Source organism: Pseudomonas frederiksbergensis, assembly GCF_001874645.1.
In the GTDB taxonomy this organism is placed as follows: domain Bacteria; phylum Pseudomonadota; class Gammaproteobacteria; order Pseudomonadales; family Pseudomonadaceae; genus Aquipseudomonas; species Aquipseudomonas frederiksbergensis_B.
The window spans coordinates 1,028,520-1,054,514 of sequence record NZ_CP017886.1 but is presented as its reverse complement, the minus strand read 5'-3'; the positions used below and the strand labels follow the sequence as shown (position 1 = coordinate 1,054,514).

Here is a 25,995-nt window from a genome sequence, read left to right as displayed (position 1 = left end):
GGTAAATGGCAGTGACAGGCAGCGTTCAGCTTATCCTGCTCTGAGGCTTGAGAGTCAGCAAAGTCGGCGAAGTTCGCCGGCAAAAAGAAGCCCGCACGGGGCGGGCTTCATTCAGGCAGCTTGTAGCTGTCGGTCCATTGACTCGATGCACTCGCGCATCTGTTCGCGGCATTGGGCGATCAGCATCGGCATGTCGTCCAGGCTCAAGCCGGCGGTAGGAATCGCCGGCAGCGAGCGGATCAGGATCTTGCCACTGCGCCAGCGGTTCAGGCGCATATGGTTGATGTAGCTGCTGACGCACACCGGCACGATCGGCACCCCGGCAGCGATTGCCATCTGGAACGCGCCTTTCTTGAATGGCAGCAACTCTTCACCCAGGTTGCGCGTGCCTTCCGGGAACACCCAGATCGATGTGTCCTTGTGCTGCAAGGTGTTGGTCGTGGTGAGCATCGACTGCCGAGCCTTGTGCGCATTACCACGGTCAATCAGCACATTGCCGGCCAGCCAGAACAGCTGCCCGAACAACGGCACCCATTTCAGGCTCTTTTTGCCGATGCACACGGTGCGGTGCGGTACCACATTACCCAGTACAAAAAGATCATAGTTGGATTGATGGTTGGCGATCACCACGCAGCTTTGCGTCTTGTTCGTTAACCCGCCGACATCGGCCTTCACTCGTAATCGCAAAATGCACATCGCTGGCCAGGCATAAAGGCGCGCGCACAAACGGCTGTTATCCGGGTTGAACGGCCGGCACAGGCCCAGTAATACACCGAGCACACCCGCTACAACAAAATGCAGGCCCATCAATAACATGCGAAACAGATACAGCATCTACAGGCCCACCGGGACAAAAGGTGGCGCAGTGTACGGATGTGCACTGTTTTCGGCAATTGCCGCTATAGAAGTAGGAGATAGGCGATGTTTAAGCGCATGTTTCAGACTGATAGCGTCAGATGCGGAGTAGAGCGGCTGAAGGACTGTGAACAGATCAGGCAAGAAAAAGCCCGACTCGGCGGTCGGGCTTTTCGTTGCAGCGCTTTCGGGGTTAAGCCAAGTGTTCCTGATCCTGGATGATTGCGTTGTCCAGCGTCTCCAGCAGGGCCTTGCGTACTTTGAGCTTGGTGTTCTTGTGCGCGGTCATGTTGATCTTCTTCAACTGACGCGCCACAGCCAGTGCTGCACCTTGCAGTTCTTCGGCAGAGACGACCTTGTCGAGGAAACCGGCATCCACAGCGCTCTGCGGATCGAACATCTCAGCATTGATCACCGAACGGTGGAACGCCGACTTGCGCAGACGATCACGCGCCAACTCGATGCCGGCGTGGTGCATGGTCATGCCGATCTGCACTTCGTTCAGGCCAATGCTGAACGGGCCATCGACACCAATCCGGTAATCGGCCGACAATAAAATGAACGCGCCCTTGGCCACCGCATGCCCAGGGCACGCTACGATCACCGGGAAAGGGTGCGACAACAGGCGACGGGCGAGGGTCGAACCGGCAGTCACCAGGCTGACTGCTTCTTTAGGGCCGGCCGTCATCACCTTCAAGTCATAACCGCCCGACAAAATGCCCGGCTGACCGGTGATGATCACCACCGCACGATCCGTCACCGCACGATCCAGCGCAGCATTAAACGCGGCAATCACGTCCGGCGAGATGGCATTGACCTTGCCATTACTCAAGGTCAGGGTCGCGATACCGTCTTCGAGATGGTAGGAAATCAACTCACTCATGACGCTATTCCTTGTATTGAAGTGGGGCAGACGTTACCCACCGCCGTAGGCCAGGTAAAGCGCCATGACTGACCGGCCAGTCAGCCAATTCGCGTCCGCCAAGCGTAGCCGGCCATACGTACCGCGCATTGCCCTCTCTATAGAAGCATTCAGCCAGCCGAAGATTGGCAGGTTTGCCATGCCTCCAGACCCGCCCGAACGTACAAATGTCTTAACCGCATGAAAATTCTGAAAAAAATGTTTGCCATCAGAAAAGCTTTCGACTACATTAGCGCGCCTCGACAGACAGAACATGTTTGAAGAGATACGGTGAAGTGTCCGAGTGGCTTAAGGAGCACGCCTGGAAAGTGTGTATACAAGAAATTGTATCGAGAGTTCGAATCTCTCCTTCACCGCCAAATTTGAAACGACTAAACCCCTGAAAACGTTAAAGTTTTCAGGGGTTTTGTGTTTTCAGGGGGTCGAAAAAGGCCCATATGGGAACATCCATGGGAACACGGACTGCTGGATTGCCCGCGTTCAAACCCCGGTTTACGGGGCTTTGTCACCATCTGGTGGCTGAATGCTCAGGGCGTGCTGCAGCATGCCGATGACGTCCGGGCCGTCCTCGTTGATCCACATGCCGTAGTGCTGTCGGATCATGTTCGCGCTGGTGTGGCCCATTTGCTCCGCGATCCAGTCGACCGAAGCCACGCCGGTGGTGAGCAACTGGCTGGCGTAGGTGTGTCGGCACTGGCCAGGACCGCGATAGCGAACGCCGGCTGCTTTCAGGTGCGCTTTGAAGAACCTGTCCCTCACGACAAAGTCGCTGACGTGCGGCAGGCCGCTCTTCGTGTTGAGGAATACGAAGTGCAGCTTGTGCTTTCGGACGGTCTTGTTGTCCCGCTCGACGACGTCGACCGTATCCACGGTCTTGAGCTGGTTGATCGCGTCCAGCTTGCGCAGGGCATCCCACGCGGGCTCCAGCAGGCGAACCTTACGCGTCGAGCGCCGGGTTTTGGTCACACGATAGGCCCCGCGCACCTTGGACCGGCGGAAAGTCACCGTCCCCTGTTTCAGATCGACGTCCTCCCAGGCCAGCGCGATGGTCTCCGATACCCGTGGGCCTGCCCAAATCATGAACTGCACCATCAGCAATTCCTGGGTGCGGCTGGTGTGTGTTTCGAGGATCTGCTTGATTTCCGCTCGGGTGAACGGGTCCGGCGCTTCTGGATCGGGCAGACGCACGAATAACCCCTCGGTTGGGTCGTGTGCGACCTTCTTCCGGGTGCGGTAGAGCCGGAACACCTGGCGCACATTGCTGATGATGTCCCGGATGGTCTTGTTCTTCAGGCGCTTCGACAGCGGCCCCTGAATCCACTCTTGCAGGTCCAGGTGGTCAATCTGATCGATCTGAATGTCACCCCAGCGTGGCCGCACATGAACCTCGGCCTTGTTCTTGTACCCACGGAATGAGGTCGCGGCCACGCTGTTGCCTTTGATCGTCAGCCATAGATCCAGGTAATGCCCGAAGCTGTTTTCGGCCAGCTTGGTCGACTCTGGAAAATGCCGGCGGTAATCGAAGGTGCCGGCCTGTATCTCGTACTCGATCACCGTCACCAGGCGCTTTGCATGCTCGCGATTGGCCGATGTGTTGCCACCTGGAACCAGCTCCCGGCACAACTCGCCATTGAAACGAAAATAGACCCGTACCGAATTGCCACGGGCCTCTACGCCATCTGCCATATGCGTCCCCACGCGATGTATTGAAAGATCCAGCGTGCTGGAAGAAAAAAGGCCCGTTGCCGGGCCTCATGTATTGCGGTTTTAGTGTTGCCGATCACTGCTGGCGAAGTAACCAGAACAAACCGGCACTTTTTCTAGGTGCCGGTGTGGCCCCGGCTTGGGCTTCCTCGGCCCGACGCTTGGCGTTGAGGGCCTGGCGCGCTTTGCTGCACTTCTTGTGGTTGCCGTGGGCACGGGATCTACCGCACTGATCGCAGACGCCGGTCAGATCGAGGTTCCAAGGGAAGGATTTACCGTTGTTCATGGTTACACCCCCGGACGGCCTTTGAAGGCAAGCCAAATGTAGTGGCGACCTTTGGCGGTAACCTTGATTTTGCCCGTCGGCTTGTTCCAGCTGATAAGGCGAAGCTCTTGCAGGATGGTGGTCAGCGTGTGCCCCTGGTGCCAGCAAGCCAGTGCCTTGATGCAGCCTTGAGCCAGCAGGCCACGGTAGTCGTCGTGGCCGAAGTTGGTGCCCTGGAATGCCCCCAGCATCTGTTCGTCGGTCACAAGGTCGGTGACGGCGTTTACGGCTGGATCGCGGCGGTAGCACTTATGCGTCATCGCTTTCAACCTCTGCTGGCTTGAGTGCGGCCTCTGTTTCATGCAGAAGGACAGAGGCAATGCCGCCGAGATGACCGAGATGCTTATTCCAGCGCCGCAACAACCCCTCCAGCAGATCCATACGCTGCCCGGCTTCAAGGCTCACCAGCGAAAAGTCATCGTCTGCCTTTTCAAGAGTTGATTCGGCTGCGATCAGGCGCTGTAGCAGTGCGTCACGCTCGGCGGAGAGGCGGTCGAAGTCTTCAGCTGTAACAACCCAGGGCTGGAATAGCGCTTTCGAAACGCCTTCAACGCTTGGAATGAAGCCCTTCAATTTCCATCGCATTACTTCGCTCATACAACCTCCCTCTACATCCGAAACGATTGATGAATGAACGCCGGCTGAGCCTTATGTTCTGCGGGGCTCGCACTATCACTCCGGACCTCGCAAACGAACCGATGCCTTTCCCGGTTGGATGCAGTCAGCGCCTCGGTCAGGCCGGGCACGACGTTAATGCATCGCTCGTAGGCGTGAGGCCCGTTCCAGCTATCAGCCTTCACCACCTGGCAATCCGTTCGTGTCGCATCCGCGCACAGGTAGAGCAGTAGGAAAACAGTCATACAGCCTCCGAAACAGTTGGAGGCTGTGATGCCTCGGCCTTCATGAAAATAATCCAATGCGTGCCGCCTTTCTTACCGCTCGGATGCCCGAACAGTGGCTGCTGATCGGTAAGCGACAGAATCTGGCTGGTGCGAATCTGTGTTTCGTTCCACTTGAAAACCAGTACACCGTCGGTGGCCAACACGCGAAAGCACTCTGCAAAGCCCCGTCGGAGGTCTTCCTGCCATGTGTTCGGGTTGAGGACCCCGTACTTGGCCTTCATCCAGCTTTCAGCCCCTGCACGCACCAAGTGAGGTGGATCAAAGGAAACCAACTTGAACGCGCCGTCTGCATAGGGAAGGTCACGAAAATCAAGCGTGACGTCAGGACAAACAGTCAGCGTTCTCCCATCGCACAGGGATTTTTGCTCGGTCCTGATATCGCCAAAAATGACCGCAGGGTGTTTTTTATCGAACCAAAACATTCTGCTCCCACAGCACGGATCGAGAATTGTCTTGGTCATGACTGCTGGTCCAGCTTCGCCACGCGAGCGGCCTGGTATTCGCTGGCAAGAATTTCAACCGCGCCGTCGATCCACCCGCTGGTAGGCTCGCCAGCTGCTACGTTAGCCAGGTGCTTTTCCTCATTGATTTGGAAGCCCAAGTGAAAGTAGGCGGTGCCGTCGAGTTCAAACTTGATCCCGCCGCACAGCCACAGGTTGCCGCTGTTAACGCCAAGTCGATCCCAGTAGTCGGTACTGCTCAAGCGTTTTGGGCAATGCTCCTTCCACAAAGCGATAAGGCGCTCGTGCTCTGCTCGAATCGCTGCCCGATCCTCTTTCGGGACGCCTTTCCCAGGCTTGGCGGCTGCGCGCAGTGTCCGGTAGCCATGGTCATCAGGACGGCACCAGTGCACATCTAGCTCGGCGCCCCCGCTGAGTTTCACGCCGCCGGCAAAGTGAGAGTCCACATCACGCATTGGCGCGACCTTACCGCCGAAGTGAGCCCCCAGTGCCGCCAACTGAACGTTGAGAGCATTCTTCATTGAGTAAAATTCGCGAACAATGGCAACGGTCGCTGGCTCGCTTGATTTGTAGAAAAAGTCGGACATGATCACTGCCCTCCCATGAGCATGCGTGTCAGCTCGTTGGGCTGGCCGTCAGGCGTCAATTTGCTCAGTTGTTGCGTGGTGGTGCGGCCGTTGGAGCTACGCAATGTAGCGGTGTCGCCGTCGATTGCTTCGATCACGGCTTGGCGAGCGCTGAAGCTATAGCTGCTGCCACCTCCACTGATTGCGACGTAGCTGACCTTGTCGCCGACGGCGAGTGGGGTTGTGATAGCCTCTACGGTGCTGCCTTGGGGTTGATTCACTTGCATGGTGCTTCTCCTTTTGGTGGTAGGTGTCGGGGAGTTGGCGCTCCTCGACACCATCTTTCAGGCCGTTTTGGCCTGGTCTTGCTCAATAATCGCTATGACTTCGTTCCGGTCTTTCGCATAAGCGAAGGGCAGTTCGCCCCCTGGGCGGGTGATGGGGTAGCGCGACTCTGGTAACCGGCACAGCGCGACGGTGTAGCCGCTGTCAGTAACCCAGCAGTTCTGCTGGACTTGGCCCTCTCTGTTGCGTTTCGGCGCCCATTTCATGCCCACGTCCTGATCAGTTCTGCCCATATGCGGCAACGCCCTTGCTGAGGGTGGCGCGCACGGATGCGATCAACTCGACAGGCGCGAGCTGCTGTTCGTTTTTTATGGGTTTTGGCAGTAGCTGAGCGGCTTCAGGGAATAGCTCTTCCACCTGGCGGGAGCTTCGGCAGGTGATCAACACATCAATCACCTGTCCCCTGAAGGTTGCAGCTGCCTGAAGCAGTTCATTCATCTCGACTTGGATCTGCCGGCAGGTGGTGACAATGGGGTGTTCCCCAGGTATGTCACTCATGCTGTGGGTACGAGGAACTGATCCGCTTAAAGACTTGAAGCGCAGAGAAAAGGTGTTGCTGTAGCGTTCGGATTGTTTTACGAGATCGGCGACACCGGCAAAAGCAGGGGATGTCATAACAGCCACGAAAAGCGCCTTGGCCTGGGCCTCACGGTCTGAAAAGTAGAATTTCAGGAACTCACGGCTGTAGAAGTTCTGACCCTCTTGAACCGGGGTTGTTGGTACGCAAGTGCTGACGGCCGTGACCGAACCCACTTGAATCAATTCTGCCCAATGCTCTCTGTCTAGACCTGGCAACGCGGACACGCGGCTGGCGTGTTCGCTCCAGAAAATATTGTTTGCAGCCTGTAGCTTCTGAGATATCGCGGGACCTGACTGGGCGACAGCCTGGACTGTGAGCTGATCGGCGATGGTGTTGCGCATGGCGTTGGTGATAGAGAAAGGCTTGCTCATTTTTTGCTCCAGTGATGAGTGAATCAATAAGGAATGGTGTCGAGAAAAGCGATGTCGTTAATCACTTTCCTGGACTCAAGGCGTAGCCCCTCTGGGATCGACAGAAGCGTGCAAAGCACTTCGAGCAGAGCTAGCAGTTGCGCGCAATTAAGGGCGGTACGCCCGCTCAGACTTGCCCCGTATTTGCGCGTTAGTTGGCCCTGGTATGCAGGTACGAGGGCGTGGAGGCTGCTGGAAACCCACTCCTCGGACTGGGCCACCTTGATACCGAACGCGATAGCCTTTTCTGCTTTGAGGTCGTTTAGCGCGTCCGGCCGGACTCGGGTTGCATGTGGGTTATCGTCCGAAAAATTGATGGTCACCATGCGACTGCTGACGGCATCGCTGCATTGCAATGGCTGATTGGCGGTGATCGTTAAAGCACCTTTGAAGGGGAGAAGTTCGGCGTGGCCATCTCCCGATCTGACGGCGAAGCTGCCTTCGCTGTAGAGCGGTTTCAGTTCGTCCCAGTCAATTTGTTCATCCGATTTACCTTCTTGTTCGCAGATAACCACTCGGTTTTCTGCGCTAGCGACAAACCGTGCTCGCGCCGCTGGAGTGGAGTGGGCCAGCGAATAAGCATACGGAACTTGGGCTGTCAGTTTTTGCAGGTAGTTGAGAAGGAGGGTTTTGCCTACGCCCGCGTCCCCGATGATCTGAAGGAACGGAAAGCTGTTGTGGTCTTGGCGAATGCGAGCGGCGTGTACTGCCCCCAGCCACCAGGCCATGGCGACCACCCCCCGAGGCCCAAAGTAGGCAACGAAGTCCTTAAAGCGAATGACGGATTTCAGGTTGTTTTGCATGGTGCTGCTCCTGTTGTTGCGGTGGTTAAACGCCCTGGAACACCCAGCAGCGAGTGGTTTTCGGTTTATCAAATGCGTCGAGCAACCGTGCGGAGTTGACGGGTTTGTTCGACTCTAGAAACTTGGGTGACTTGCTGGTCTTGAGCAGGCGCTTCAGATCGCTGAGCGCGGGCACCTGCTGGCGTTTGTTGGCGGCCATTTCCACGAATTCGTTGAGGTTCACAGCGATCAGGCCATCGCGGCGGGCGTGGTTCAGCGCACCTTTCTCATCCAGGCCGTTGAGGAATTCGTACAGGTCCCAAAACTCGCGCACAGTCGGGTGGTCGGCGTTGATTGCCTGCTGCCGCTCCAGGGCCATGCGGTTGATCTCGGCGTGCGCAAGGGCCTTGCGGCGCTCGCCGAGCGGCACGACCCCGGCCAATGCATCCACCAGGCTGCGCAGCTGTGCGTGGTTTTTGGCGATACGCACGGTGCGCACGCCAGGCAGGGCCAGCAGTTCCTGTTCGTAGCCGGAGGTGTTTTCCTCCATCAGGCGCATGGTTTCGGTTTCGCGTTGCAGCGCCTTGACCATGAAGCCGCTGATGCTTTCCATCGGCATGCGCTCCAGCTGCTCGGCGTACTGCTTGGTTTCCGGGGTGTGGTGTTCGCGTGTCAGATGGACATGGCAGATACGCTGCAGGATGGGTTCCGAAGCGTTGACCGGGTTGTTCTGCGCGATCAACAGGGCGGCACGGAACGGCGGTTCGTGGGTGTCGTTGCCGTTGTTTTTCACGCCGGTGGAGCGAACGCTGCGGCCGTTGTAGGCGGTTTTCAGCTCGTCCCAGTCGAAGTGTTTAACTGGCTGGCCTTCCTTCTGCTCGCGCTCCGACTCGATCAGCACCACCGGCAAGTTGCTGACCTGCGAGAAGTTACGCGCACGGCTTGCGGCGGTCGCTTTGGACGGGTCGAAGCCTTCGTAATCAGTACGCCCGACCGACTTCCACAGCAGTTCCACCAAGGTGGTCTTGCCCGAGCCGGCTTCGCCCACTAGCTCCAGGAACATCAGTGACTTGTGGATCTGGCGGATTTGCTCAGCGTGCAACGCGCCAAGCCACCAGGCCAGTACCACCACGCCCTGGACGCCAAAGCAGCGCCAGTAGATGTCGAACCAGCCTTCGTTGTAGGCGTTGAGGTCGGTATTGATGTGCAACACCGGCGACTGGCTCTGCGACTTGATGCTCAGCTTGCCGAGGTCAAAAAAATCTTCCTTGTTGCGCACTTGGGCCGCGCCGCCGAAAAAGGCTAGGTCGTTGAAGACATAAGCCCCGTGCTCGCGGCTGTAGCCGATCCATTCGATGGTGTTGACGGTTTTCAGGCAGTCCAGCTGGGGCGCCAGAATCCGCTTCAGTTGTTGGGCGCTGCCCTCAAACATCGCGCCATTGGAGACGTTGAGCAGGCGATTCGCGAATTCAGGCGCCGACGTGAGCTGCTTGGCCGTGAATGTGCTTTTAATGGCAGGCCCTTGCGGGCGTTCGATACGGAAGTAGTACCAGGCCTCATCGGTCAGGTCGTTACGCATGTAGTACAGCGCCTGGAAATTGCAGTTGGCGATGCTGGTCACTGAGCCGGATTGGCGCAGTGCCTTGTAGCGCTTTTGTTCGTCGTTGAGCAGCTGGTCCTCATGGCGGTCTGAACTCTCCAGATCGCCCATGGCGCGGTCGTACTTATCAAGGTCCAGCCGGAACCAGTACAGCCGCTTGCGGAAGGTGAAGTTGAATTCCTTGCGCTCGTCGCGCAGGTAGATGAGGAAACCCTTTTCTTCAGCCGAGTCTGCCAGCAACAAATCGCCGTGGTGGCGGGCTTCGTCGAGATCCTGCTCGATCCGCTCGGCGCGTTTGTCATCGCCCTCGATCGGCTTCCACCGCAGGTGCAGGTCGTTCCAGTCAACCTTTTTGCCATTGGGCTGCGGGATCACCGCCGCCTTGCAGGTGAAGCCCAGGTCGCGCGCTTCCTTCGCCCAGCGGCGCATGTTGGCCTTGGCGACGGGCTCGTTGTCCAGTGCCCACACCAGAAGCGGCAGGCGCTTGTCAGCGTCGTGGCGCAGCTTGACCAGGGCCTTGAGCGAGTCGGTCGGGCAGGGGGCGCTGGACATCATCGACACGGCCGACGTGTCGTTATGCAGCAGTGCGATAGCGTCGAAGATGCCCTCTGTTATCCAGAGTTCTTCGACTTCCAGTAGATCTACGCTCGGCGGGCACCACCAGACGCCTTTGTAACCGGACAAGCCTTCGCCAGTGGGGCGAAAGCGTGCTTTCATCTTGCCGAATCGGTCTGGCCGATCTATCAGGCGCTCCCAGTAGCCACCTTTTTCTAGGGGGAAACGCACCGTGGCACTGCCGATGTTCAGCCGGCTATCCCAGTAGTTATCCTGGGTGAACCAACCAGCGATCAGCTCAAACTTGAAGCCCCGCGCAAACTCAAGGTAGGCGCGTGCCGTGGCAACCGGGTTATCTGGCGTCGAAGGTGCTGTCTTGCTCCAGTCGTTGAACAAGTCGTCGTAGACGTCCTTTACATGGACGCGGTGGCCGCACTTTTCTGGCCGGCCGCAGATCAACGTCCAGGGCGAATCGTAGAAGGTGTACAGGGTCTTCTGGCCGCAACTTGGCGCAGGGCATACACCCTTGCGCATGTAGTTGGTGCCTGGCATGTGCTTGAGCTGATAGTCCCGCTCAATGCGTTGGATGACGTCGGCTCGTAGCCTTTGTTCCATTTCCATCGTGGCTTACTTCGCTTCGTCGAGACTGTGTTTAAGGGCGCCAATCAGGCGTTTTTGCGCGGCCATCACTGGGAAGGCCGCGAGCAGCGAGCCGTGCCGTAAACCCTCGGGGATCAAGCGAAAGCGATCGTCATACCAATGCTCGTTGAACAGCATCGAGTACTGCACACGCAGGTCCTGGAGCATGGCTTCGGCCTCGCTGCGGGACATTTTTGCGGTGATGTCGACGTCGATTTCCATGGTCCACCTCGGATTTCGGGCAAAGCTCACCCAAACCCACGGGAAACGGGTCAGGGAGGGGTGTTTAAAAAGGGCTTATTGAGGGTGTGGCTTGTGCGCGGAATCGCGCTGAGCGAGCAACGTCTGCGGAAGCAGGCGTGCCGGGATCGGGTAACGCAGATCGGCCCGCATATCGATCAAGTGGACGACGGAACTGCCGGGGCTGTTTCCCCAGTCAACACTGATGCACTTGCGCTGGTTGATCACCTGCAATTCTGTCCAGGCGTTGTGTACCAGTTGCTGAGCCATGAATACCGGCACTTCCAGTGCGGTGGTCATGTGCCTGACGCAGTTGTCGTACAGCAGGTCGGAATTCACCAGGTACTGCGCTTCGTGCCGTTGCAGGTAGGCGAACGCCGCACGTTGCATGCTGCTGCGGTAGTCGTGGGTCAACTGTTCGTGGTTCATTGCGTGCACTCCTGTTCCATTTGGTCCAGCAGGTCTGGTTGATCGTCGGCGGTTTTCATTGCGGCACGGCGCAAAGCGATGTCGGCAATAGGGAGCTTTACGGTGGGGTTAGCCATACCGCTGGGGCTCATCTCATGAGTCATTTCGAATTCGGCCCGAACGGACCAGCCGCAGGCCTCGTTGGTGCATTGCAGGTAAGCCACGCGTAGAAAAATGTGCGTGCCTTCACTGGTGCGGATCCGCATACGGCCGTGGCAGTGGGGGCAGACGAGTTTGTAGGTGCTCACAATGCGGCCTCTTGGCTATAGAGCTGGATAGTCGCGAGCACTTCGGCGTAGCGGGCAGACATGTAATTGATCAGGGCGCTGATAATGGCTTCTGCCTCGCCTTTTTGTATGACGCCGTCGTCCAGAGCCTTGGCAATGATCTGATCGACTCGGCCACGCTTGGCGGCAGCCTTAACGGAGCGGTTGTAAAGGTCGACGTTGTCCAGCGTTCCCGGAGTGGTCAGCTGCACGAACATGCCGCCATACATGGCTGCAACATAGTCCGGCAGGAAGGTCGTGCCGGCCTGCTGTTCCAGTCTGAAAATGTGTTCGTCGGTCAGCGGGCGGCTGCCGGCATTTTCATAGGCCTGGTTGTCGAACTTTTTGAGCGGCATACCCAGGTTGACTGCGGCATAGGCTCGCCCCCCCGGATAGCTACAAATGACTGCGCTGACGACATCTTTTCTGGTGCCTAGAACTGGGCGTTTCATCTTCTGGTATCCCCTTGGAGCCAGAGGCCCTAGTTTGTGAGCTCGCCGTCTTTGATGCCGAGCAGGACGGCTGCCCGGTGTGCTTCGCCACGCAGGCATTTTTTTTGCCCGTTCAGTACGGCATATACGGTAGAGGGATGAAGGCCGTACTGAATGGCGAAGTCCTTGACGGACATGCCTTTCATTTCCAGTCGAGTTCTGGCGGCCTGGCATGCTTGCCCGGGTGCGTAGGTGGCGTGCATAGTTCGGATTCGTGTGATTTCGCGTAATGATGTGATGATATTGGTTCAGTTAATTGAACCTGTCAATGGTCGGGGTTCAAAAATATGACCATCAGCGTTCGGCTGAAGGAAGAAAGGTCGCGCCTAAAGCTCAGCCAGACTGATTTAGGGGCGGCAGGTGGGGTAGGAAAAACCACTCAAATCAATTACGAAAAGGGCGTTGGAAGCCCTGATGCCAAGTACTTGGCTGCTGCTGCCTCATTGGGGGTCGACGTCCTCTATGTGATAACAGGTGAGCACCGATTGACTTCGAGTGAGAGCATCACGACGGAGGAAGCTGGATTACTTGAGTTCTATCGAGCGATGGCAGATTCCGACCGCCAATCGTTGATGCGTATGGCATATGCACTAGCAAAGGCAGTTTGAGCTGTATAGGCAGTGACAACTGTGGACCGATGAACAGCGTGGCAATAAGAGAAGAGAGCAGGGACGATGGGAATGATTGCTTGTAAGGAATGTAAACATCAGATATCCACCACCGCAAAAACGTGCCCGAGTTGCGGTGCTGAGTCGCCAACTGGTGATCGTGGGAAACAGATTTCGGGGTTGATCTACTTAGGGTTAATCGGGTATGCGTTCTACTGGGTGTGGGGGCTGCTGACTCCGAAAGTTGATGACGTGACTGTGCCTGTCAGTGCACCAACGTCTTACACCATTACTCAAGATGAAAGTCGGGCTCCTGTTAAACGAACAGTAGAAGTAGAGCTAGTGTCTCGCGTAAATGAGGCGGATCTGGCCCTTGTCGCAAAAGAAATTTTTGCTCAAGGAAAAAATAAAACAGATCGAACTTTTATTGGGTACCGAGTAGATGGAAAAACTAAAGGGACTTACTGGGCAACGAGTCATTACGACCCAGACCTGAAAGTTGTCATCCGAGGTCTAACGCTAGCCGATTTCCAAACCTTACAAGCGTTTGACGTTGCGAAGGCATATCCTCAAGCAACCGGTGCTTGGATACGGGACGATGGTTTTGGCTACCTAATGGTGGTTTATGAATGTAACGGAAAGTTTTTCATAGACTCCATTTTTCCCAACGGTGAGAAGAACACAAATGCAGTCGTGTCGAAGCGAATGCCGGATGGCGGACTTCGCTTATCTGAGCCCGATAATAGTTTCGGTGAGTTCTATGTTGTTGATGCTGAGGGCGGCTTGCAAGGCTGGAGTGAAAATGGCGTTTATATGACTTTGCAGCCACTACAATCGATGCTTTGAAATAAAAAGTATCTGATTATTAGTTTTGCGATAGGTACGGCAAGCTGAAAGTCGGTTGTTCCCCGAGCGTATTGACGGTGCCATTGTGGCACCAGACGCTCGTTGCGAGAGTATGGAGTAGTCGCATGTTGGAGAGCAGCCGAGTGCCGAAAGCCCAAGATATAGTTGTTAGTCCAGACTCACAGAGTGATCAAGAGCTGAAGTTGTTGGCAATGTTCAGGCAAATCAGTGAACAGCATCAGAACGATATTCTGCGCCTGTTGGAGGCGCTTGCGCAGTTGTCGGAGTAGACCTATGGGGCCCCGGCCAGTACCGGGGTTTTATGTTGATTTGGCAGCTTGCATCCTCTGCCACTCCCGATCCACCGCCCGCTTCGCCGTTTTCTCATTGGCATACAACCACCGCAGTCGCTTCGGCTTGCTCTGATCCCCTGCGGTAACGGTCTTTTCCTTTCCGGTTTTCTTGTCGCGGTAGTAGGCAATGATCCCGGTGTAGTCGCCGGCACTCTCTTCGGCCAGATCCTCGAAGGTGTCCTCAGGCAGCTTACTTTCCAGGTCCAGGCTCATGGTGTAGCCGCTGTCGGCACTGAGGCTGTGCTGCACGTTGCCTCCGTACCAGATGATTTCGTCAATCTCAGGCTTCACTCCATCCAGCGTGTAGGTCAGTTCGGGAATCAGCTCGGGGCGCCCCATGGCGAGGGTGTAGCTGAGTGTCGCGCTGCCGCGCTGCAGGCGGTTGAATTCGGCCCGGGCGGCGCGTAGGGCGGATTGACGGTCGCTGTAGGTGTGGCGCAGGTCTTTGAGGTTCTCGCCGCCGCCAGCAATGGCTTCCTGTTTTTTCGCGCTGTTCACGTCGTAGAAATAGGCGCGCACCCCGTCGTAGCTATCGCGGTCGGCTTGCAGGTAGCGGTGCTGGTCGCCGTCGGTACGGGTCAGGGTGATGTGCGGCAGGTCCAGGCCGCTGGCGGTCTTGCCACCGCCGGCCGGGATGCACAGCAGGCAGCCGGCCTTGACGCTGACCACAGCGTCGAATTCTTCCCCCAAGCGGCTGATCAGATTGGCGTCGGACTCGTTGGCCTGGTCGAGTTGCAGAATGGGCAAACCATCCAGCGCGCCTGCAATGGTCGAGGTGAGGCCGTTACCCAGGGCGATGTCACCCAATACGTCGCCCAGCGTTGTGTTGCTCCAGCTCCGTTCGCGCTTGGTCTTGAAGCCTTTTCGCAGATCCGCAGACCGAGCTCGGATGCTCAAAACGTCCGGTGAGCCGCTGTGTTCGGTTTCGTCGACGGTGTAGGTGCCTTTATCGACCAGGCCGGTGTCACTCCAGCCCAACCACAAACACACGACCGCGCCCTTGGGCGGGATCGCCAGCAGCCCGTCATGGTCGCTGAGGGTGATGCTGAGTTGGTCGGCCTCGATCCCTCGGTTGTCGGTCAGCTCCAGGCTCATTAGCCGCGGACTGATCAGCTTGGCAATGTCGTTGCCGTCGACGGTGATGCGGAACGCCGGAACCGGGTAAGCCGCGTCACGTTTGTAGCGTTCGGCAGCGTCATCCAGAAAGCCAGTGACGCGGGAGAGGGCGGCATCGATCACAGCAATGACCTCATGATGCTGACACCGGCGGCGGTACCTGCACCGAGCAGGTCTATGCGGTCGTCGTCGGTACGTTTGAGGTTAATGGTGAACTCGATGCGCCGGGGTGTGCCGTCGCGAAAGAAAAGGGTTTTGGTCTCGCTCAGGCTCTCGATCACCCACAAGCCGTAGATCCGGCCGCTGCCTTCGACCATAGGCCAGGCCTTGCCGGTGTTGGCCATCAGGCGCACGGCGTCGAGGCTGAGGGCGCTGCCGGCCAGTTCTGGCAGGATCACTCCGGGTAAGGTGATGGAGTCGTCGCCGCGACCGACAAACTGCCGTGCTGGGGCGGCGCCAATGCGGTTGTTGCTGGCGTGGCGCCATTCGGTCTGGCGTTGCAGTTCCTGGTAGGCGGCGGTGGACAGGCTGAAAACGAACATGCCGAGGGCAAGCATCATAGTGATTTACTCCAGGTCCGACAGTCTGCTGCGCTTGCGAGCGCCTTTTTCACTGTCGATACGGGCCAGTTCGGCACGCACGGCACGGGCAATGGATTGCGCATCCATTCCGGGGGTGGGGTGGATATTGATTTCGTAGTGGTCATGGCTGTCATAGGTGGATGCGGAGCTGGAGCTGATCGGTGCACGGTTATCGATCGCCAGAGCGGGCATAGCAATCGAACCCAGGGCTAACGCACCAGCAGCTAACTGCTTGCCGAAATTGACAATCGTAGAGAGTGATCCCCTGTCGTTAGCGGCCGCAGTGGGGTGTGTTTCGGCAGTAGGGCCGAGCGCGAGTGCTCTTGTTTCTCTGAGTTGCTTTGCCGGTCTGATGGCAGTGTCGAACAGGTCGTTTTTAACCGCAGGTACCGGTACCGTCGGTACGCCGAGGGCAAAAGCTCCAGCCTCGGTGATTTGCTTGCTGAGCTGGTTAACTGCGTCGAGTGGGCCTTCTATGCCGCCTTCCAACCCTTGAGTGAGGCCCGCCATGGTGAATCCGCCCAGTTCGGAAAACACCCGCGAAGGGCTATGGATGCCAAGCTTTTCCTTGAACCAGCCAATGGTTGAATCGCCAATCGAGGTGATCGCGCCCTTGATCTGCCCAAGCCCCGCGAACAGCCCATTGACCAAGCCGTTGACGATCATGTTGCCGAACTCGGTGAAGCGGTTCGGCAGATCGATGCCCAGGTAATTCAATACTTCAGCGAAGGCCTGGTAGATCAGGCCGATGGGGCTGAAGTTTGCCAGCACTGTCAGGATGCCGCCGACGCCGCCGCTGAAGCCGGCTTTGATTTCGGTCCAGGCGCTGGTGAAGTAGGTTTTCACCGCGTCCCAATTTTTATAGATCAGGTAGGCCGCGCCCGCAATGGCGGTAATGGCCAGACCGATGGGGTTGAGCATCAAGGCGCGTCCCATCATGAGCAGGGCCTTGCCGACAAAAGGCAGTACGGTCTTGCCGAGGTTCCACAGCAGTCCGGTCAGGCCGGGTAGTCGAATGCCCAGTTGAGCGAACATAAAACGCAGGGCCACGAACGGCAATAGAACGCTGGCCGCCGTGACCACTAGCCCGCCAAGGGCCATGGTTAGCCCGGCAATGATGGCGGCGGTTTTGACCAGTCCCGCAGCGAGTCCGGGGTTTTCCTTGGCCCATGTTTTGACGCCACGGACGATGTCGATCACCGACTGAACCAACCCGCGTAACGGGCCGTCCTGTTGTTCTTCCAGCTCGATGCCCAGGTCTTGCCAGGCGCTGCTAAGGGTGGTCAGGTCGCCCTTAAGGTTGTCGGCCATGACCTTGGATGTTTTTGCCGCCTCACCTTGGGTTTGGCGCAGTGTCGCAATGAGTTTTTGCAGTTCGCCGATGCCGGCTTGCTCGACCAGTTGCGCCATGCCTTTAACTGCTTCTTCCCCTGCGATGGCTTTGAACAGTCCACCCTTTTTGGCCGTGCCCAAGGCTTTGGTTTTGTCGTAGATCTCTTTGAGGATATCTGGCATTTGTCGCAGATTACCGTTGGCGTCGGCAGTTTTGATCTTCAGTTGATCGAGGGCTTTCTGCGCTGCTTTGGGCGGAGCGGCCAAGCGGTTCATGATTGAGCTCAGAGCAGTGCCGCCCATACTGCCCTGTAGACCTGCGTCGCCCAGTTTACCGGCCATGGCGGCAGCGACTTCCAGTTCCACGCCGTAGGTTTTTGCCATGGGCGCAGCGTATTTCATGGTGTCGCCGAGCATTTGAAGGTTGGTGTTGGAGCGCGTGAAGGTGCCCACCAGCACGTCGCCCAACTTGCCCATCTGGTCGGCGGTCATACCCAACCCGGACATAATGTTTGAGGCGATGTCGGCGGTTTGTGCCAAGTTAGCACCACCAGCGGCAGCGAGGTCGAGCATGCCGGGCATCGCGGCTTTGATGGCTTTAGGGTCGAAACCGGCCATGCCGAGGAAGCCCTGAGCGTCGGCAGCCTGGCCTGCGGTGAACAGTGTCGAGCCACCCAGTTCGCGGGCCTGGTTACGCAAGGTTTCAAGCTGCTTTGCCTTCTTCGGGTCGCTCTTATCCAGTCGTGTGATGGCTTGCACCCGGCTCATGCTGGCGTCGAACTCCAGGCCAGGTGTAAGAATTCGCGCCCCGCCGTAGAGCGCAGCACCACCGCCCGCCATAGCGGTGGCACCTTTGGTTGCCAAGTTTCCGGAAAGTTGCCGTTGTTTGTCATACGTGGCGCGAGCATCGGCTAGTGCATTTTTGCGTTTGCTGATGGCGACCAACCGATCTTTCTGGGTATTGAGTGATCGATTGGCCGCATCCACTTGCGTCTTCAAAGTTGCTTCGTGTTCGCCGAGTTTGCCGGTGGCGATACCGGCCTCCCTCAGTTTGGTCATGTGAGGTGTCAGCCCCCTTCGCTGTTCTTGCAATTTGGTGGTCAAATCTCGAACAGCTTCATGGGCTTTGCGAAAGTCGTTCTTGAACTTGCCGGATGCAGCTTCTCCACTGTTGTGAAGGGCCGTTTTCATCAGGCGCAGTTGCTCCTGCGCTTTGTTCAGCTTTTCGGAGGTAACACCTATGGCGCCTTGTTGTTTCTTGAAAGAGGAAATGTTGGCCTGTTGATCCTTCAGTGCCTTGAGTTGGTCGCGAGCAGCTTTCAGCGCTTTCGCCGTGTCGGAACTACCGCCAGCGATACGCCTTAGCGGCCCGCTGGCCTTGTCGATGGCGTTGAGCAGTACCTGAAGTTTTAGATCATTCGCCATCGGTGGAACTCCGCACCCTGGCACGTTCGCGCCAGTCCATCAGCTCTTGCAGGCCCAACTGATCCATGTCAGCCGGCGCCCAGTGAAAGACCACCGCCAAGTCAGCCATGGCGTCCTCTACGCAACGAGGGAGGCTTCCGTCTTCACCGACTTCTGCAACAAAAAACTGGTGATCTTGCTGCCGCAGGCCAACAGGTCGGCCGGGTCCATGCCAGCGGCTTCAGGCGCGGTGATGCCTGGGCTGCTGATGCGCGGAATGACCTTGATGAGACTGGCCACGTCCATGTTCAACAGTTCGACCAACTGCACACCGCGAAGCTCGCCGGATGCCGGTTTGCGCAGGGTGATGGTGTCGATGGTGGTCTTGCCTCGAATGATCGGGGTGTCGAGGGTGACGGTGTTGTCTTCGACGGTCGGCAGTGCTTCGGTGGTGTCTTCGGACTTCATGGGATGCTCCTGGTTGCGGGGTTGGTTGGGGGATTTGGGTTAGATGCCCAAGGCGGTGCGCTGCTTATCCAGCATGTCGACGCCGTTGACCTTTTCGATAAAGTTGAGCAAATCGATCTCGATGATTTCCTCGTTGTCGACGATCAGCTTGTAGTAGGTGCAGGTGGTTTTCATGCTGTGTTCGGTGTCTTCACCGGCTTTGGCTTCGCCCATTTCGATGGTTTCGTGGCGACCGCGCAGGACGATTTCCACCGCACTGATGTCGCCGGTGTCGTCCTGCTGGAACGAACCGGTGAAGCGCAGAGCGACGCCCGACGCGTTGACCGCTCCGAACTGGCGCAGGGATATCAGGTCCAGGCCACCGGTTTTCCAGTCGAACTGGATACCGTCGTCGGACATCCCCAGGTCAGCCTTGACCGGGCCATTCATGCCACCGCCGCGATAGGCTTCCATCTTGCGACCAAGTGGCGGGAGGGTGACCGACTTCACGACACCCACATAGGCGTTGGCGTCGTTGAACAACATGAGGCTTTTGAGTTTGCGTGGCATGGCCATGGCGGTGTTCTCCGGTGTGCAGGCAGGGGGTCAGCTCCCCTGGCGGGGAGTCCCGGTTTAACGGTTGATCTTGCTGGCGAACTGCATCAGGTAGCGATCTGTGATGCGCTGACGCAGGGTGAGGTCTTCCAGCGGCGGCACGGGCGTGTAGTCGTAGTCGAGGAAGAGCTTGCCGGCCTTGAGGGTGTCTTTGTCGTTGATGTCTTCGGGGAACCAGCAACTGCCACCCATCAGGTAACCCGAGGCGATCAGCTCGCGGAACTTGGCGTTGACACCTTCGATGATGTCGCGCACCAGGGAGGCGTGCATCGGCTTGTCGATGGCCCACATGTGCGCCTCGGCCATGGTGTCGGCAAGGATCTGCGCAGTGCGGGTGTAGTTCTCGAATGCGAACAGGGGATCATCGCTGCAGGTGCGGCTGCCCCAGAAGCGGAAGCCACCCTCATTGATCAGCGTGGTGACTTCGTTGCTGTTGAGGTAATTGGCGTCGGTGGCTGGGTTTTGCAGATCCCAGAACACGTCGGCGCTGATGCCAGTCACGCCGTTGACGGCAACGTTGGACAGGGTTTTGTGCCAGCCCGTTTCCTGATCGATCTTGGCGCGCAGGCCGAGGGCGCGAGCCACTGCGGCTGCGTTCACGGTCTTGCTGGTGACGGTGTCCCAGTTCTGGAAGTCCGGCCAGATCACCATGACTTCCCGAGCACCGAAGTTCTCGCGGTAAGCGACTGCCTCTTCCTTGGTTTTGCAGTCCCAGGCGCTGACGTAGTTGAAGGCGCGCAGCTGTTGGCCGATGGCGACCAGGGCGGTGGCCACTGGTTGGCTGTCCAATCCCGGCACGCCGAGAATGCGTGGCACCAGGCCGACTTTGGCCTTGGCGGCGAGCAGGGCTTTCATGCCGGTGTATTTGCCGTCTGCCGTCGTGGTGCCGATCAGGGCGCTGGTGGTTTCAGCTTCAGTCGGACCTTCTTTTACCCGGACCACGATGACGTACGGCTTGGTCTGGTCGGCAATGGCTTGCAGGCTGACGGCGAGGGTGCCTTTCACACCGGCTTTGCCGATGGCGGTTTGCACGTTGGTCAGCAGCACCGGCGTGTCGAACGGAAATACAGTGGCGTCAGCGTCGTCGGCAGTGCAAACCAGGCCGATGACAGCGGTGGGGATGGTGCGAATGGGGCGGGTGCCGTCGTTGAGTTCGATGACCCGCACGCCGTGAAGATAATCGGCCATGGGTTTTTGCCTGCGCAGTGAATGGAGTGACAGTGCACAGGCTGCCGCGCGCGCGCCGGATGGGCGAGCGCGGGGACTTGTAGCGGGTGGGGCTACAGAACGCTTGAATAAAAAACGCCCTGTCAGGGCGTTATTGGGCTTGTTCAGCCAGCCAAGGCGGTGCGGCCGGGCGATGATCCGCAAGTGGAAACTCGGCCCCTTGTGGCCAGTCGCGCAACTCACGTCGGTAGACTTGCAGCGCGGTGTATTGCGCGGCCGTGAGCGTAGTGCTCGGGCCACCTTCCAACTCGTCACGGTGACGCGCCACAACGCCGTCGGTAGTCGCCAACTGCCCGTTACGCCAGGCGCGCTCGATGTCGGCCAAATGCTCAGCACTCATTGGCGGGCGCGCAATCAGTGAGGGTGGCTCGGTATCAAAGTTGATCTTGATCAGCTCTGACTGGCCGCTCAAAAGCTCAGCATGCAGTTCGCGGGATATTTCGAGAGCGTCCGCTGGCAGCTCGCCGCCTAAATCGGAGTCATGGAACAGACCGGTGGTCTTGCTGGAATAAATCATGTTCGTATCTCCTTACATCCCGAAGGCAAGTACACGCACAGCCGATTGACTGGCGGTGTAGTTGGACTGCAAAAGCACCTGCCCAAGACCATTGGGCATGCCTGCTACGAAGGGCGCCCCGGTACTGTCGTAAATGGCGCTTTCCGTTAGGCTGACGTGACAGCCGAAATGCATACCGGGAAAGGCGATTGGCAGGTTGAAGGCAGCGGCCTTAAAGGCTGAAAGAAAGTTCGCGGTAAACCATTGCATGATCAAACCTGACGGCAGCTTCTGATAGCCCGACGGGCCCAACAGACAGCCCCACGGCCGGGTTTTCCCGACCACACCCGTGCCGGTCAGCAGCCAATAGTTGGTGCCGATGTACATGCAATCAACGTGGGAATCTGGTGGAATCGACCGCGTTGCGTTGGTCCATGAACCATCAATATTTTCCTGCATCTTGTCCGCGCCTTGCACGTTCAGATACAGGGTGGTGATCGCCCAGTTCTGTACCCGAATAACCGCACCGACCGGGATACTGTTCGCGGTGGCGTCAGGCAGGCTATAGGCGTTGCTCCCCGCACCGGAGCAATGAACCACCCCGCCAACGTGCGCGACGATCCCGGCCGTTGAGCCGGCGAAAGACCAAAAGCCCGAATACTGATGCCCTCGGGCTTGTGCCGCCGCCGTGCTCATCACCTGATCGCTGATATCGAACCGTGAAGGAAGGGCCGTTAACGGCTTTCCCCGCAGGACTGGGCTGATGAAGTCCGATTGCTGCAACTGCACATTGCTGCCATCACAGAACAGTAGAGAGGATGTGTTCGGCGTGATAACGATCCCGGCGCCCATCGCCGTCCTCACCGTCACCGTAAAGGCGCCCGTCGTGACGTTCTGCATTTGGAATCGAGCGGCCCCGTTGGGCACGATCACCGTTTTGTTGCCGGTCAATACGCCCCACAGATACACGATGCCGGTACTCAGTTGAGCCGCTGTCAGCGCAATGCTGCCGGCCCCCGCGATGCTCACCGACGTACTGCCATTGACAGCGTTCTGCACAAACTCGGAGTTCACTACCGACTTATCGTTGGCTCCAGGGGGCGGCGTAGGGGTTTTCGGGTTGCCGGTCAGGTTGATGCTGTCAAAGTCGCTCTGCTGCTGAGCAATGGTGTTTGACCCTGTGCAGAACAGCAGTGTCGAACAGCCTTGAGTGACTGCGACGCCCGAGCCAGCCGCCGTCTTCACTATCAAGGAGAAAGCGCCTTCGGTGCTGTTGACCACCTGATAACGAGCAGGCAAGGTCGGCACGATGATCGTCCGGTTACCGGTGAGAGTCCCGTACAGACTCAGCGTTCCGGTCCCGGCCTGAGCCGCCGTCAGCGTTAGGACACCCGAACCTGAAACATCAATGAACGTATTGCCATGCACCGCTGTGCGCACGAATTCAGTGGTCGACAGCTGCCGCGTATTGCTGCCGGGCGCTGCCGTGTCGGCCGTTGGCGTGCCCAGGAAGGCCGGGGAATTAATCGGTGCATAACCTTGGTTCACGTCCTGAAAAACCAGTGGCGTGCTGCCGAGGATAATCCCCCCGTCCGTGACCAGCTGCCAGCGGCTATCGGCCTGCGTAGCGCCCTGTTCGACTGACACCGCCAGCGCTGACGTTACTTCAGCACTGGTATCTGCATCGGGTGCGCGCGGCCAGACACCAGCGGCCACGATGTACAGGCCGTTGTCTTTGGCCACCGTTTGATTTTTCACCAGCACCCGATCACCAGCGACCAGGGCGATAGCGTCGATGGTCTGAAGACCGGCCAGCGCGATATTGGCCGTGGTGGCCACCCGGACCGACTGTTTGCTGTCGAGCTTGTACAGCTCCTCCATAATCCGTTGTTCGACAAATTCACGGGTCGCCAGCACTACCGCCGGATCGATCTTCAGGGTGATATTGCCGGCACTGGAGACGATCAGGTTCATCCGCACAATTTGCGTGCGGCCAGAGCCTTGCGACAGAACCGGCTTGAAGCTGGGTGCGCAGTTCGCTACCGCCACCAGGTCACCGTCGGCGTCGTACAGGCCGATCTCCCGTATCCACTTGCCACCCTCGTCAGCGGGGATGATCTGCTCGGCGATGATCACCGCCGGGTTGACCGGGTCAATCTTGAGCTGGTTTAGCGGCCGGCGCCGCCATTCGTTGATCAAGCGGGTTTGCTGGCGATCTGGCAAAGGGTCGGTGCCGTTGGCATCACCAACGCCCATGTCAGTGATCAGCCAAGGCCGGCCGAGTGCGTCGGCGTTCGCCTGCTTGGCCTCGCCGACTTGGGTCAGGATGGCGAAAAACTGCGAGTTCGCGTCAATCATGGTAAACGTCCAGGGTATCGATGGAATGTTCGCGACCGACCGCTCCGAAGCGGCCTGTGACCTCGATGTCACGCATTACCGGCGGGTAAATGTCGATGACGTCGCCTTCGTACAGGGCGACGCTGATGTTCACGCTGCCATGGGTCTCGAGGCTGATGGCGAGTCCTGTCAGGTGGCGCGTGAGGGGTTTGGCATCGTCAATAAGCCAGGTCAGCTCCTGGTACATCTCTTCGGTGATGCCGGTATCCAGCACACCGACCTTGAGCGCGAAGGTGGCGCGAGGGCCAGGCGGCACCGTTTGCCACCATTCCATCACCTCGATCAGATATCCCAGCGGTTCGACGACCCGGCGGAGTGAGCCGATGGTGCCCTTGCGCGAGTGGATGTAATACGCGGAGCGAATGGCTGCACGCTTGGCAGCTTCAGGCCATTTGCTGTCCCAGCGGTCCACCGAGAAGGCCCAGGCCAAGTACGGCAGCAGGGGCAGGGGGCACAGGTCCGGGTTGTACAGCGTGCGCAACGGAATAGGCACGCGCTGGATCTGTGCCAGGGCTTGCGCGGCCTGGCGCTCTAAAGGCGTCGAGTTGCTGGGGAGAAGCGGCAGGTCGGCCATCACTCGACCCCCAACGCCAGATCAATGAGCGTGCAGTAGGGGGCCTGGTACTTGGTGGCGACGATATCGACCCAACCTTCCAGCACCACCTTGCGCACGCCTTCGACGTGCAGATAGGCGTGCACGACGGATTCGGACACTTCCAGCCCCAGGCGTCGGCGCTGATGGGCAAACTTCAGCAGGCTGGTTTCGGCAGCTTTGAGGATCAACTCGGACTCGGGGCCTGCCGTCAGCAGGAAAATCTTGGCCTTGACCTGGTAGTTGATGATCTCGGCGCTTTGAACGGTCAGCCGGTCTCCCACGGGGCGGCGGTCGTCATCGCTGAGGTAGGCTTTGACGATGGCCAGTAGCGCAGGTGGGGCGTAGCCGTCACCGAGGGCAGATTGCACCGTCACCACTGCTTCGGCGGGGAAGGGGCTCTCGGCGGTGGCGTCGGCCACCTGACCGTCAGCGGATCGGGCGTGGAAGATGTAGCTGTTGCGCGGCCCGGCCGTGCTCAGACCTTCCCACGCCATCTGCGCCCGTTCGCGCAGGCTGTCGTCGCTTTCCATCAGTTTCGGAATGGGCGGTACCGCTGACGGGTTGGCTTTCTGGATGGTCAAGCGCTTGACGTTGTAGTTGGCGGCGAGGTTCTCCAGGTCGGTGCCTTTGGCCAGGGCCAGCATGTTGGCGACCGATGCTTCATTGACCCGCTGCCGCCAGACCATTTCGCGGTAAGCGTTCTCTTCCAGCAGCTTGGTCAGCGGCTCGGATTCCATGTCGAGGCGTCCAGCGATTTCGGCTTGTTCCTCGGCTGGCCAGAGGCTGATGGCGTAGGCCTTACGTTCGGCAAGGATCTGCTCATAATCGATCTGCTCGACCACTTGCGGCGCAGGCAGTTGGCTGAGGTCGATGGCGGTGAAGCTGTTCATACGCTGCCCCCCAGATGCAGGGGAATGCTCAGGCTCAGTGGTTCGTTGGTGTCGACGATGCTGCCTTCAATATCCAGCGTTGACTGGCCTTGCAGGGTGGCGCCGAGAAACTGCACGCGGCTGAGGCTGACCCGAGGTTCCCAACGCATCAGCGCCATGACAGAGGCGGCGTAGACCCGCAGGCGAGTGACATCGTTGAACGGATGGTCTACCAGCTCAGGCAACAGGCTTCCGTACTCGCGGCGCATGACTCGGGTGCCGATGCGGGTGCCCAGAATATCGGGCATCGACTGGGCGATGTGTTCGACGGTGTCGATGGCGGCGCCGGTTTCTCGGTTCATAGCGGCTCGCCCGACTGCTCGTTGCCAGACTTCACACCGCCGTGCGGGTGTTTGACCAGGCTGATATCCGCCGCCACCACGTCCACCGAGGCGGTGACCTTGCCGGTGATGTTCTGGTTGCCGGTCTGGGTGTAGTCGCCCTCGTGGGTGATTGGGCCGACGATGTGAATGCCACCGGTGCTGATCAGGTTGGTGGTCCCGCCATCGACCAGCGTGGCGTTCAGGTGGTGGGCGACGCTGTCATATTCGATGACGGTGCCGTCGCGGTAGGTACGGCGGTGCAGACCTTCGCGGTCACCGTTCGCCGGGAAGTGGTCGCTGAACAGGCCGGTGAGGACGATGCCGTTGCCGAGCTGGCCGGAGGGGCTGAACAGGATGACTTGTTCGTCTACGGTCGGTGGGTCCCACTCGCGGTCGGCTCCTGCACGCGGGGCGATCCAGGGTAGCCAGCCGGTGGTGAGGGCGCCGGTTTTGACTCGTACGCGTGGGGGCTTCATCTGAATTTCGGCAATGGTGCCGAAGCGGATGAGGTTTTCAATCAGACGGGCGAGGGTGGCTAAGTCGTTCATGGCGCCGATGGTGGCGCCATGCGTTTGGATATGCAGCCTTAACAACTTGTGATCACGTGTAATACAA

General features: G+C 58.4%; 34 protein-coding genes and 1 tRNA gene. 4 read left to right on the top strand and 31 right to left on the bottom strand.

The window, feature by feature from the left end; genetic code table 11:
* Positions 1-111 precede the first annotated feature (111 nt).
* Together BLL42_RS05285 and BLL42_RS05280 are read right to left on the bottom strand one after the other, a co-directional pair.
* On the bottom strand, positions 112-834 hold the full coding sequence (locus tag BLL42_RS05285) for a 1-acylglycerol-3-phosphate O-acyltransferase (protein WP_071551100.1): 723 nt from the start codon (positions 832-834) through the stop codon (positions 112-114).
* A gap of 214 nt (positions 835-1,048) precedes the next feature.
* On the bottom strand, positions 1,049-1,738 hold the full coding sequence (locus BLL42_RS05280; protein ID WP_071551099.1) for a crotonase/enoyl-CoA hydratase family protein: 690 nt from the start codon (positions 1,736-1,738) through the stop codon (positions 1,049-1,051).
* Positions 1,739-2,046: 308 nt separating this feature from the next.
* Between BLL42_RS05280 and BLL42_RS05275 the strand changes: the two genes are divergently transcribed.
* Positions 2,047-2,136: transfer RNA gene (locus BLL42_RS05275), tRNA-Ser, on the top strand.
* Between the two features lie 133 nt (positions 2,137-2,269).
* Here the strand turns inward: BLL42_RS05275 and BLL42_RS05270 are convergent.
* From BLL42_RS05270 to BLL42_RS05190, 16 genes are all read right to left on the bottom strand, one after another.
* A complete protein-coding gene (locus tag BLL42_RS05270; protein WP_071551098.1) occupies positions 2,270-3,463 on the bottom strand; it encodes an Arm DNA-binding domain-containing protein in 1,194 nt (397 codons plus the stop codon).
* A 94-nt stretch (positions 3,464-3,557) separates the two neighbouring features.
* Positions 3,558-3,767: a hypothetical protein gene (locus BLL42_RS05265; protein ID WP_071551097.1), complete on the bottom strand. Its 210-nt coding sequence runs from the start codon at positions 3,765-3,767 to the stop codon at positions 3,558-3,560.
* A gap of 2 nt (positions 3,768-3,769) precedes the next feature.
* On the bottom strand, positions 3,770-4,066 hold the full coding sequence (locus BLL42_RS05260; RefSeq protein ID WP_071551096.1) for a hypothetical protein: 297 nt from the start codon (positions 4,064-4,066) through the stop codon (positions 3,770-3,772).
* Positions 4,056-4,403 (bottom strand): hypothetical protein, encoded by a 348-nt coding sequence (locus tag BLL42_RS05255; protein WP_071551095.1) that lies wholly within the window; start codon positions 4,401-4,403, stop codon positions 4,056-4,058. The genes BLL42_RS05260 and BLL42_RS05255 overlap by 11 nt, the downstream gene beginning before the upstream one ends.
* 259 nt (positions 4,404-4,662) lie before the next feature.
* Complete coding sequence (locus tag BLL42_RS05245; protein ID WP_071551093.1) at positions 4,663-5,169, bottom strand: class I SAM-dependent methyltransferase; 507 nt, start codon at positions 5,167-5,169, stop codon at positions 4,663-4,665.
* On the bottom strand, positions 5,166-5,756 hold the full coding sequence (locus BLL42_RS05240) for a Mu-Gp12 family protein (RefSeq protein WP_071551092.1): 591 nt from the start codon (positions 5,754-5,756) through the stop codon (positions 5,166-5,168). Before BLL42_RS05240 ends, BLL42_RS05245 begins: the two co-directional genes overlap by 4 nt.
* Positions 5,757-5,758: 2 nt before the next feature.
* Positions 5,759-6,022 (bottom strand): hypothetical protein, encoded by a 264-nt coding sequence (locus BLL42_RS05235; RefSeq protein ID WP_071551091.1) that lies wholly within the window; start codon positions 6,020-6,022, stop codon positions 5,759-5,761.
* A 57-nt stretch (positions 6,023-6,079) separates the two neighbouring features.
* Positions 6,080-6,286: a hypothetical protein gene (locus tag BLL42_RS05230; protein ID WP_071551090.1), complete on the bottom strand. Its 207-nt coding sequence runs from the start codon at positions 6,284-6,286 to the stop codon at positions 6,080-6,082.
* Between the two features lie 13 nt (positions 6,287-6,299).
* The gene (locus BLL42_RS05225; RefSeq protein WP_071551089.1) at positions 6,300-7,031 is read right to left on the bottom strand and encodes an Nmad5 family putative nucleotide modification protein; all 732 of its coding nucleotides are present in this window, start codon (positions 7,029-7,031) and stop codon (positions 6,300-6,302) included.
* Positions 7,032-7,054: 23 nt separating this feature from the next.
* Positions 7,055-7,873, bottom strand: a complete 819-nt coding sequence (locus BLL42_RS05220) for a hypothetical protein (RefSeq protein ID WP_071551088.1) — start codon at positions 7,871-7,873, stop codon at positions 7,055-7,057.
* A gap of 25 nt (positions 7,874-7,898) precedes the next feature.
* A complete protein-coding gene (locus BLL42_RS05215) occupies positions 7,899-10,622 on the bottom strand; it encodes a toprim domain-containing protein (protein ID WP_071551087.1) in 2,724 nt (907 codons plus the stop codon).
* Between the two features lie 12 nt (positions 10,623-10,634).
* Complete coding sequence (locus tag BLL42_RS05210) at positions 10,635-10,868, bottom strand: hypothetical protein (RefSeq protein ID WP_071551086.1); 234 nt, start codon at positions 10,866-10,868, stop codon at positions 10,635-10,637.
* Between the two features lie 75 nt (positions 10,869-10,943).
* The gene (locus tag BLL42_RS05205) at positions 10,944-11,315 is read right to left on the bottom strand and encodes a hypothetical protein (protein ID WP_071551085.1); all 372 of its coding nucleotides are present in this window, start codon (positions 11,313-11,315) and stop codon (positions 10,944-10,946) included.
* Positions 11,312-11,602 (bottom strand): Ogr/Delta-like zinc finger protein, encoded by a 291-nt coding sequence (locus BLL42_RS05200; protein WP_071551084.1) that lies wholly within the window; start codon positions 11,600-11,602, stop codon positions 11,312-11,314. Before BLL42_RS05200 ends, BLL42_RS05205 begins: the two co-directional genes overlap by 4 nt.
* Positions 11,599-12,072, bottom strand: a complete 474-nt coding sequence (locus BLL42_RS05195; RefSeq protein ID WP_071551083.1) for a YmfL family putative regulatory protein — start codon at positions 12,070-12,072, stop codon at positions 11,599-11,601. Before BLL42_RS05195 ends, BLL42_RS05200 begins: the two co-directional genes overlap by 4 nt.
* Before the next feature lie 29 nt (positions 12,073-12,101).
* Entirely contained in the window at positions 12,102-12,314 is a 213-nt protein-coding gene (locus BLL42_RS05190) for a DNA-binding protein (RefSeq protein ID WP_071551082.1), read from the bottom strand.
* An 84-nt stretch (positions 12,315-12,398) separates the two neighbouring features.
* Here BLL42_RS05190 and BLL42_RS05185 point away from each other — a divergent pair, with 84 nt between their 5' ends.
* The 3 genes from BLL42_RS05185 (at position 12,399) to BLL42_RS30025 (ending at position 13,855) form a co-directional block, all read left to right on the top strand.
* The gene (locus BLL42_RS05185; RefSeq protein ID WP_071551081.1) at positions 12,399-12,719 is read left to right on the top strand and encodes a helix-turn-helix domain-containing protein; all 321 of its coding nucleotides are present in this window, start codon (positions 12,399-12,401) and stop codon (positions 12,717-12,719) included.
* Positions 12,720-12,785: 66 nt separating this feature from the next.
* The gene (locus BLL42_RS05180; RefSeq protein WP_071551080.1) at positions 12,786-13,565 is read left to right on the top strand and encodes a zinc ribbon domain-containing protein; all 780 of its coding nucleotides are present in this window, start codon (positions 12,786-12,788) and stop codon (positions 13,563-13,565) included.
* A gap of 125 nt (positions 13,566-13,690) precedes the next feature.
* Positions 13,691-13,855: a hypothetical protein gene (locus BLL42_RS30025; RefSeq protein WP_161492342.1), complete on the top strand. Its 165-nt coding sequence runs from the start codon at positions 13,691-13,693 to the stop codon at positions 13,853-13,855.
* Between the two features lie 30 nt (positions 13,856-13,885).
* On the opposite strand, the gene BLL42_RS05175 is transcribed toward BLL42_RS30025, so the two are convergent.
* The 13 genes from BLL42_RS05175 to BLL42_RS05115 form a co-directional block, all read right to left on the bottom strand.
* Positions 13,886-15,157, bottom strand: coding sequence for a phage late control D family protein (locus tag BLL42_RS05175; RefSeq protein WP_071551079.1), 1,272 nt, complete (start codon positions 15,155-15,157; stop codon positions 13,886-13,888).
* A complete protein-coding gene (locus BLL42_RS05170; RefSeq protein WP_071551078.1) occupies positions 15,154-15,594 on the bottom strand; it encodes a phage tail protein in 441 nt (146 codons plus the stop codon). The genes BLL42_RS05175 and BLL42_RS05170 overlap by 4 nt, the downstream gene beginning before the upstream one ends.
* Positions 15,595-15,600: 6 nt before the next feature.
* Positions 15,601-18,372 carry a phage tail tape measure protein gene (locus BLL42_RS05165; protein WP_071551077.1) on the bottom strand — a complete coding sequence of 924 codons (2,772 nt, stop codon included), beginning with the start codon at positions 18,370-18,372 and terminating at the stop codon, positions 15,601-15,603.
* The gene (locus BLL42_RS05160) at positions 18,362-18,481 is read right to left on the bottom strand and encodes a GpE family phage tail protein (protein WP_041752072.1); all 120 of its coding nucleotides are present in this window, start codon (positions 18,479-18,481) and stop codon (positions 18,362-18,364) included. The genes BLL42_RS05165 and BLL42_RS05160 overlap by 11 nt, the downstream gene beginning before the upstream one ends.
* Before the next feature lie 8 nt (positions 18,482-18,489).
* Positions 18,490-18,819 carry a phage tail assembly protein gene (locus tag BLL42_RS05155; RefSeq protein WP_071551076.1) on the bottom strand — a complete coding sequence of 110 codons (330 nt, stop codon included), beginning with the start codon at positions 18,817-18,819 and terminating at the stop codon, positions 18,490-18,492.
* 39 nt (positions 18,820-18,858) lie between these two features.
* The gene (locus BLL42_RS05150; RefSeq protein WP_071551075.1) at positions 18,859-19,374 is read right to left on the bottom strand and encodes a phage major tail tube protein; all 516 of its coding nucleotides are present in this window, start codon (positions 19,372-19,374) and stop codon (positions 18,859-18,861) included.
* Positions 19,375-19,431: 57 nt separating this feature from the next.
* Complete coding sequence (locus BLL42_RS05145) at positions 19,432-20,601, bottom strand: phage tail sheath protein (RefSeq protein ID WP_071551074.1); 1,170 nt, start codon at positions 20,599-20,601, stop codon at positions 19,432-19,434.
* A 130-nt stretch (positions 20,602-20,731) separates the two neighbouring features.
* Complete coding sequence (locus BLL42_RS05140; protein ID WP_071551073.1) at positions 20,732-21,157, bottom strand: phage tail assembly chaperone; 426 nt, start codon at positions 21,155-21,157, stop codon at positions 20,732-20,734.
* 12 nt (positions 21,158-21,169) lie between these two features.
* On the bottom strand, positions 21,170-23,494 hold the full coding sequence (locus tag BLL42_RS30975) for a phage tail protein (RefSeq protein ID WP_081427284.1): 2,325 nt from the start codon (positions 23,492-23,494) through the stop codon (positions 21,170-21,172).
* Complete coding sequence (locus tag BLL42_RS05130) at positions 23,487-24,107, bottom strand: phage tail protein I (protein ID WP_071551072.1); 621 nt, start codon at positions 24,105-24,107, stop codon at positions 23,487-23,489. The genes BLL42_RS30975 and BLL42_RS05130 overlap by 8 nt, the downstream gene beginning before the upstream one ends.
* On the bottom strand, positions 24,107-25,018 hold the full coding sequence (locus tag BLL42_RS05125) for a baseplate assembly protein (protein ID WP_071551071.1): 912 nt from the start codon (positions 25,016-25,018) through the stop codon (positions 24,107-24,109). Before BLL42_RS05125 ends, BLL42_RS05130 begins: the two co-directional genes overlap by 1 nt.
* Positions 25,015-25,359 (bottom strand): GPW/gp25 family protein, encoded by a 345-nt coding sequence (locus BLL42_RS05120; RefSeq protein WP_071551070.1) that lies wholly within the window; start codon positions 25,357-25,359, stop codon positions 25,015-25,017. The genes BLL42_RS05125 and BLL42_RS05120 overlap by 4 nt, the downstream gene beginning before the upstream one ends.
* Positions 25,356-25,928 (bottom strand): phage baseplate assembly protein V, encoded by a 573-nt coding sequence (locus BLL42_RS05115; protein WP_071551069.1) that lies wholly within the window; start codon positions 25,926-25,928, stop codon positions 25,356-25,358. The genes BLL42_RS05120 and BLL42_RS05115 overlap by 4 nt, the downstream gene beginning before the upstream one ends.
* Positions 25,929-25,995: the final 67 nt, after the last annotated feature.

Excerpts from the sequence above, each read along its gene's own strand:
- BLL42_RS05285 (WP_071551100.1), bottom strand. The coding sequence starts at position 834 with ATGCTGTATCTGTTTCGCATGTTATTGATGGGCCTGCATTTTGTTGTA.
- BLL42_RS05280 (WP_071551099.1), bottom strand. The coding sequence starts at position 1,738 with ATGAGTGAGTTGATTTCCTACCATCTCGAAGACGGTATCGCGACCCTG.
- BLL42_RS05270 (WP_071551098.1), bottom strand. The coding sequence starts at position 3,463 with ATGGCAGATGGCGTAGAGGCCCGTGGCAATTCGGTACGGGTCTATTTT.
- BLL42_RS05265 (WP_071551097.1), bottom strand. The coding sequence starts at position 3,767 with ATGAACAACGGTAAATCCTTCCCTTGGAACCTCGATCTGACCGGCGTC.
- BLL42_RS05260 (WP_071551096.1), bottom strand. The coding sequence starts at position 4,066 with ATGACGCATAAGTGCTACCGCCGCGATCCAGCCGTAAACGCCGTCACC.
- BLL42_RS05255 (WP_071551095.1), bottom strand. The coding sequence starts at position 4,403 with ATGAGCGAAGTAATGCGATGGAAATTGAAGGGCTTCATTCCAAGCGTT.
- BLL42_RS05245 (WP_071551093.1), bottom strand. The coding sequence starts at position 5,169 with ATGACCAAGACAATTCTCGATCCGTGCTGTGGGAGCAGAATGTTTTGG.
- BLL42_RS05240 (WP_071551092.1), bottom strand. The coding sequence starts at position 5,756 with ATGTCCGACTTTTTCTACAAATCAAGCGAGCCAGCGACCGTTGCCATT.
- BLL42_RS05235 (WP_071551091.1), bottom strand. The coding sequence starts at position 6,022 with ATGCAAGTGAATCAACCCCAAGGCAGCACCGTAGAGGCTATCACAACC.
- BLL42_RS05230 (WP_071551090.1), bottom strand. The coding sequence starts at position 6,286 with ATGAAATGGGCGCCGAAACGCAACAGAGAGGGCCAAGTCCAGCAGAAC.
- BLL42_RS05225 (WP_071551089.1), bottom strand. The coding sequence starts at position 7,031 with ATGAGCAAGCCTTTCTCTATCACCAACGCCATGCGCAACACCATCGCC.
- BLL42_RS05220 (WP_071551088.1), bottom strand. The coding sequence starts at position 7,873 with ATGCAAAACAACCTGAAATCCGTCATTCGCTTTAAGGACTTCGTTGCC.
- BLL42_RS05215 (WP_071551087.1), bottom strand. The coding sequence starts at position 10,622 with ATGGAACAAAGGCTACGAGCCGACGTCATCCAACGCATTGAGCGGGAC.
- BLL42_RS05210 (WP_071551086.1), bottom strand. The coding sequence starts at position 10,868 with ATGGAAATCGACGTCGACATCACCGCAAAAATGTCCCGCAGCGAGGCC.
- BLL42_RS05205 (WP_071551085.1), bottom strand. The coding sequence starts at position 11,315 with ATGAACCACGAACAGTTGACCCACGACTACCGCAGCAGCATGCAACGT.
- BLL42_RS05195 (WP_071551083.1), bottom strand. The coding sequence starts at position 12,072 with ATGAAACGCCCAGTTCTAGGCACCAGAAAAGATGTCGTCAGCGCAGTC.
- BLL42_RS05190 (WP_071551082.1), bottom strand. The coding sequence starts at position 12,314 with ATGCACGCCACCTACGCACCCGGGCAAGCATGCCAGGCCGCCAGAACT.
- BLL42_RS05185 (WP_071551081.1), top strand. The coding sequence starts at position 12,399 with ATGACCATCAGCGTTCGGCTGAAGGAAGAAAGGTCGCGCCTAAAGCTC.
- BLL42_RS05180 (WP_071551080.1), top strand. The coding sequence starts at position 12,786 with ATGGGAATGATTGCTTGTAAGGAATGTAAACATCAGATATCCACCACC.
- BLL42_RS30025 (WP_161492342.1), top strand. The coding sequence starts at position 13,691 with ATGTTGGAGAGCAGCCGAGTGCCGAAAGCCCAAGATATAGTTGTTAGT.
- BLL42_RS05170 (WP_071551078.1), bottom strand. The coding sequence starts at position 15,594 with ATGATGCTTGCCCTCGGCATGTTCGTTTTCAGCCTGTCCACCGCCGCC.
- BLL42_RS05165 (WP_071551077.1), bottom strand. The coding sequence starts at position 18,372 with ATGGCGAATGATCTAAAACTTCAGGTACTGCTCAACGCCATCGACAAG.
- BLL42_RS05160 (WP_041752072.1), bottom strand. The coding sequence starts at position 18,481 with ATGGCTGACTTGGCGGTGGTCTTTCACTGGGCGCCGGCTGACATGGAT.
- BLL42_RS05155 (WP_071551076.1), bottom strand. The coding sequence starts at position 18,819 with ATGAAGTCCGAAGACACCACCGAAGCACTGCCGACCGTCGAAGACAAC.
- BLL42_RS05150 (WP_071551075.1), bottom strand. The coding sequence starts at position 19,374 with ATGGCCATGCCACGCAAACTCAAAAGCCTCATGTTGTTCAACGACGCC.
- BLL42_RS05145 (WP_071551074.1), bottom strand. The coding sequence starts at position 20,601 with ATGGCCGATTATCTTCACGGCGTGCGGGTCATCGAACTCAACGACGGC.
- BLL42_RS05140 (WP_071551073.1), bottom strand. The coding sequence starts at position 21,157 with ATGATTTATTCCAGCAAGACCACCGGTCTGTTCCATGACTCCGATTTA.
- BLL42_RS30975 (WP_081427284.1), bottom strand. The coding sequence starts at position 23,494 with ATGATTGACGCGAACTCGCAGTTTTTCGCCATCCTGACCCAAGTCGGC.
- BLL42_RS05130 (WP_071551072.1), bottom strand. The coding sequence starts at position 24,107 with ATGGCCGACCTGCCGCTTCTCCCCAGCAACTCGACGCCTTTAGAGCGC.
- BLL42_RS05125 (WP_071551071.1), bottom strand. The coding sequence starts at position 25,018 with ATGAACAGCTTCACCGCCATCGACCTCAGCCAACTGCCTGCGCCGCAA.
- BLL42_RS05120 (WP_071551070.1), bottom strand. The coding sequence starts at position 25,359 with ATGAACCGAGAAACCGGCGCCGCCATCGACACCGTCGAACACATCGCC.
- BLL42_RS05115 (WP_071551069.1), bottom strand. The coding sequence starts at position 25,928 with ATGAACGACTTAGCCACCCTCGCCCGTCTGATTGAAAACCTCATCCGC.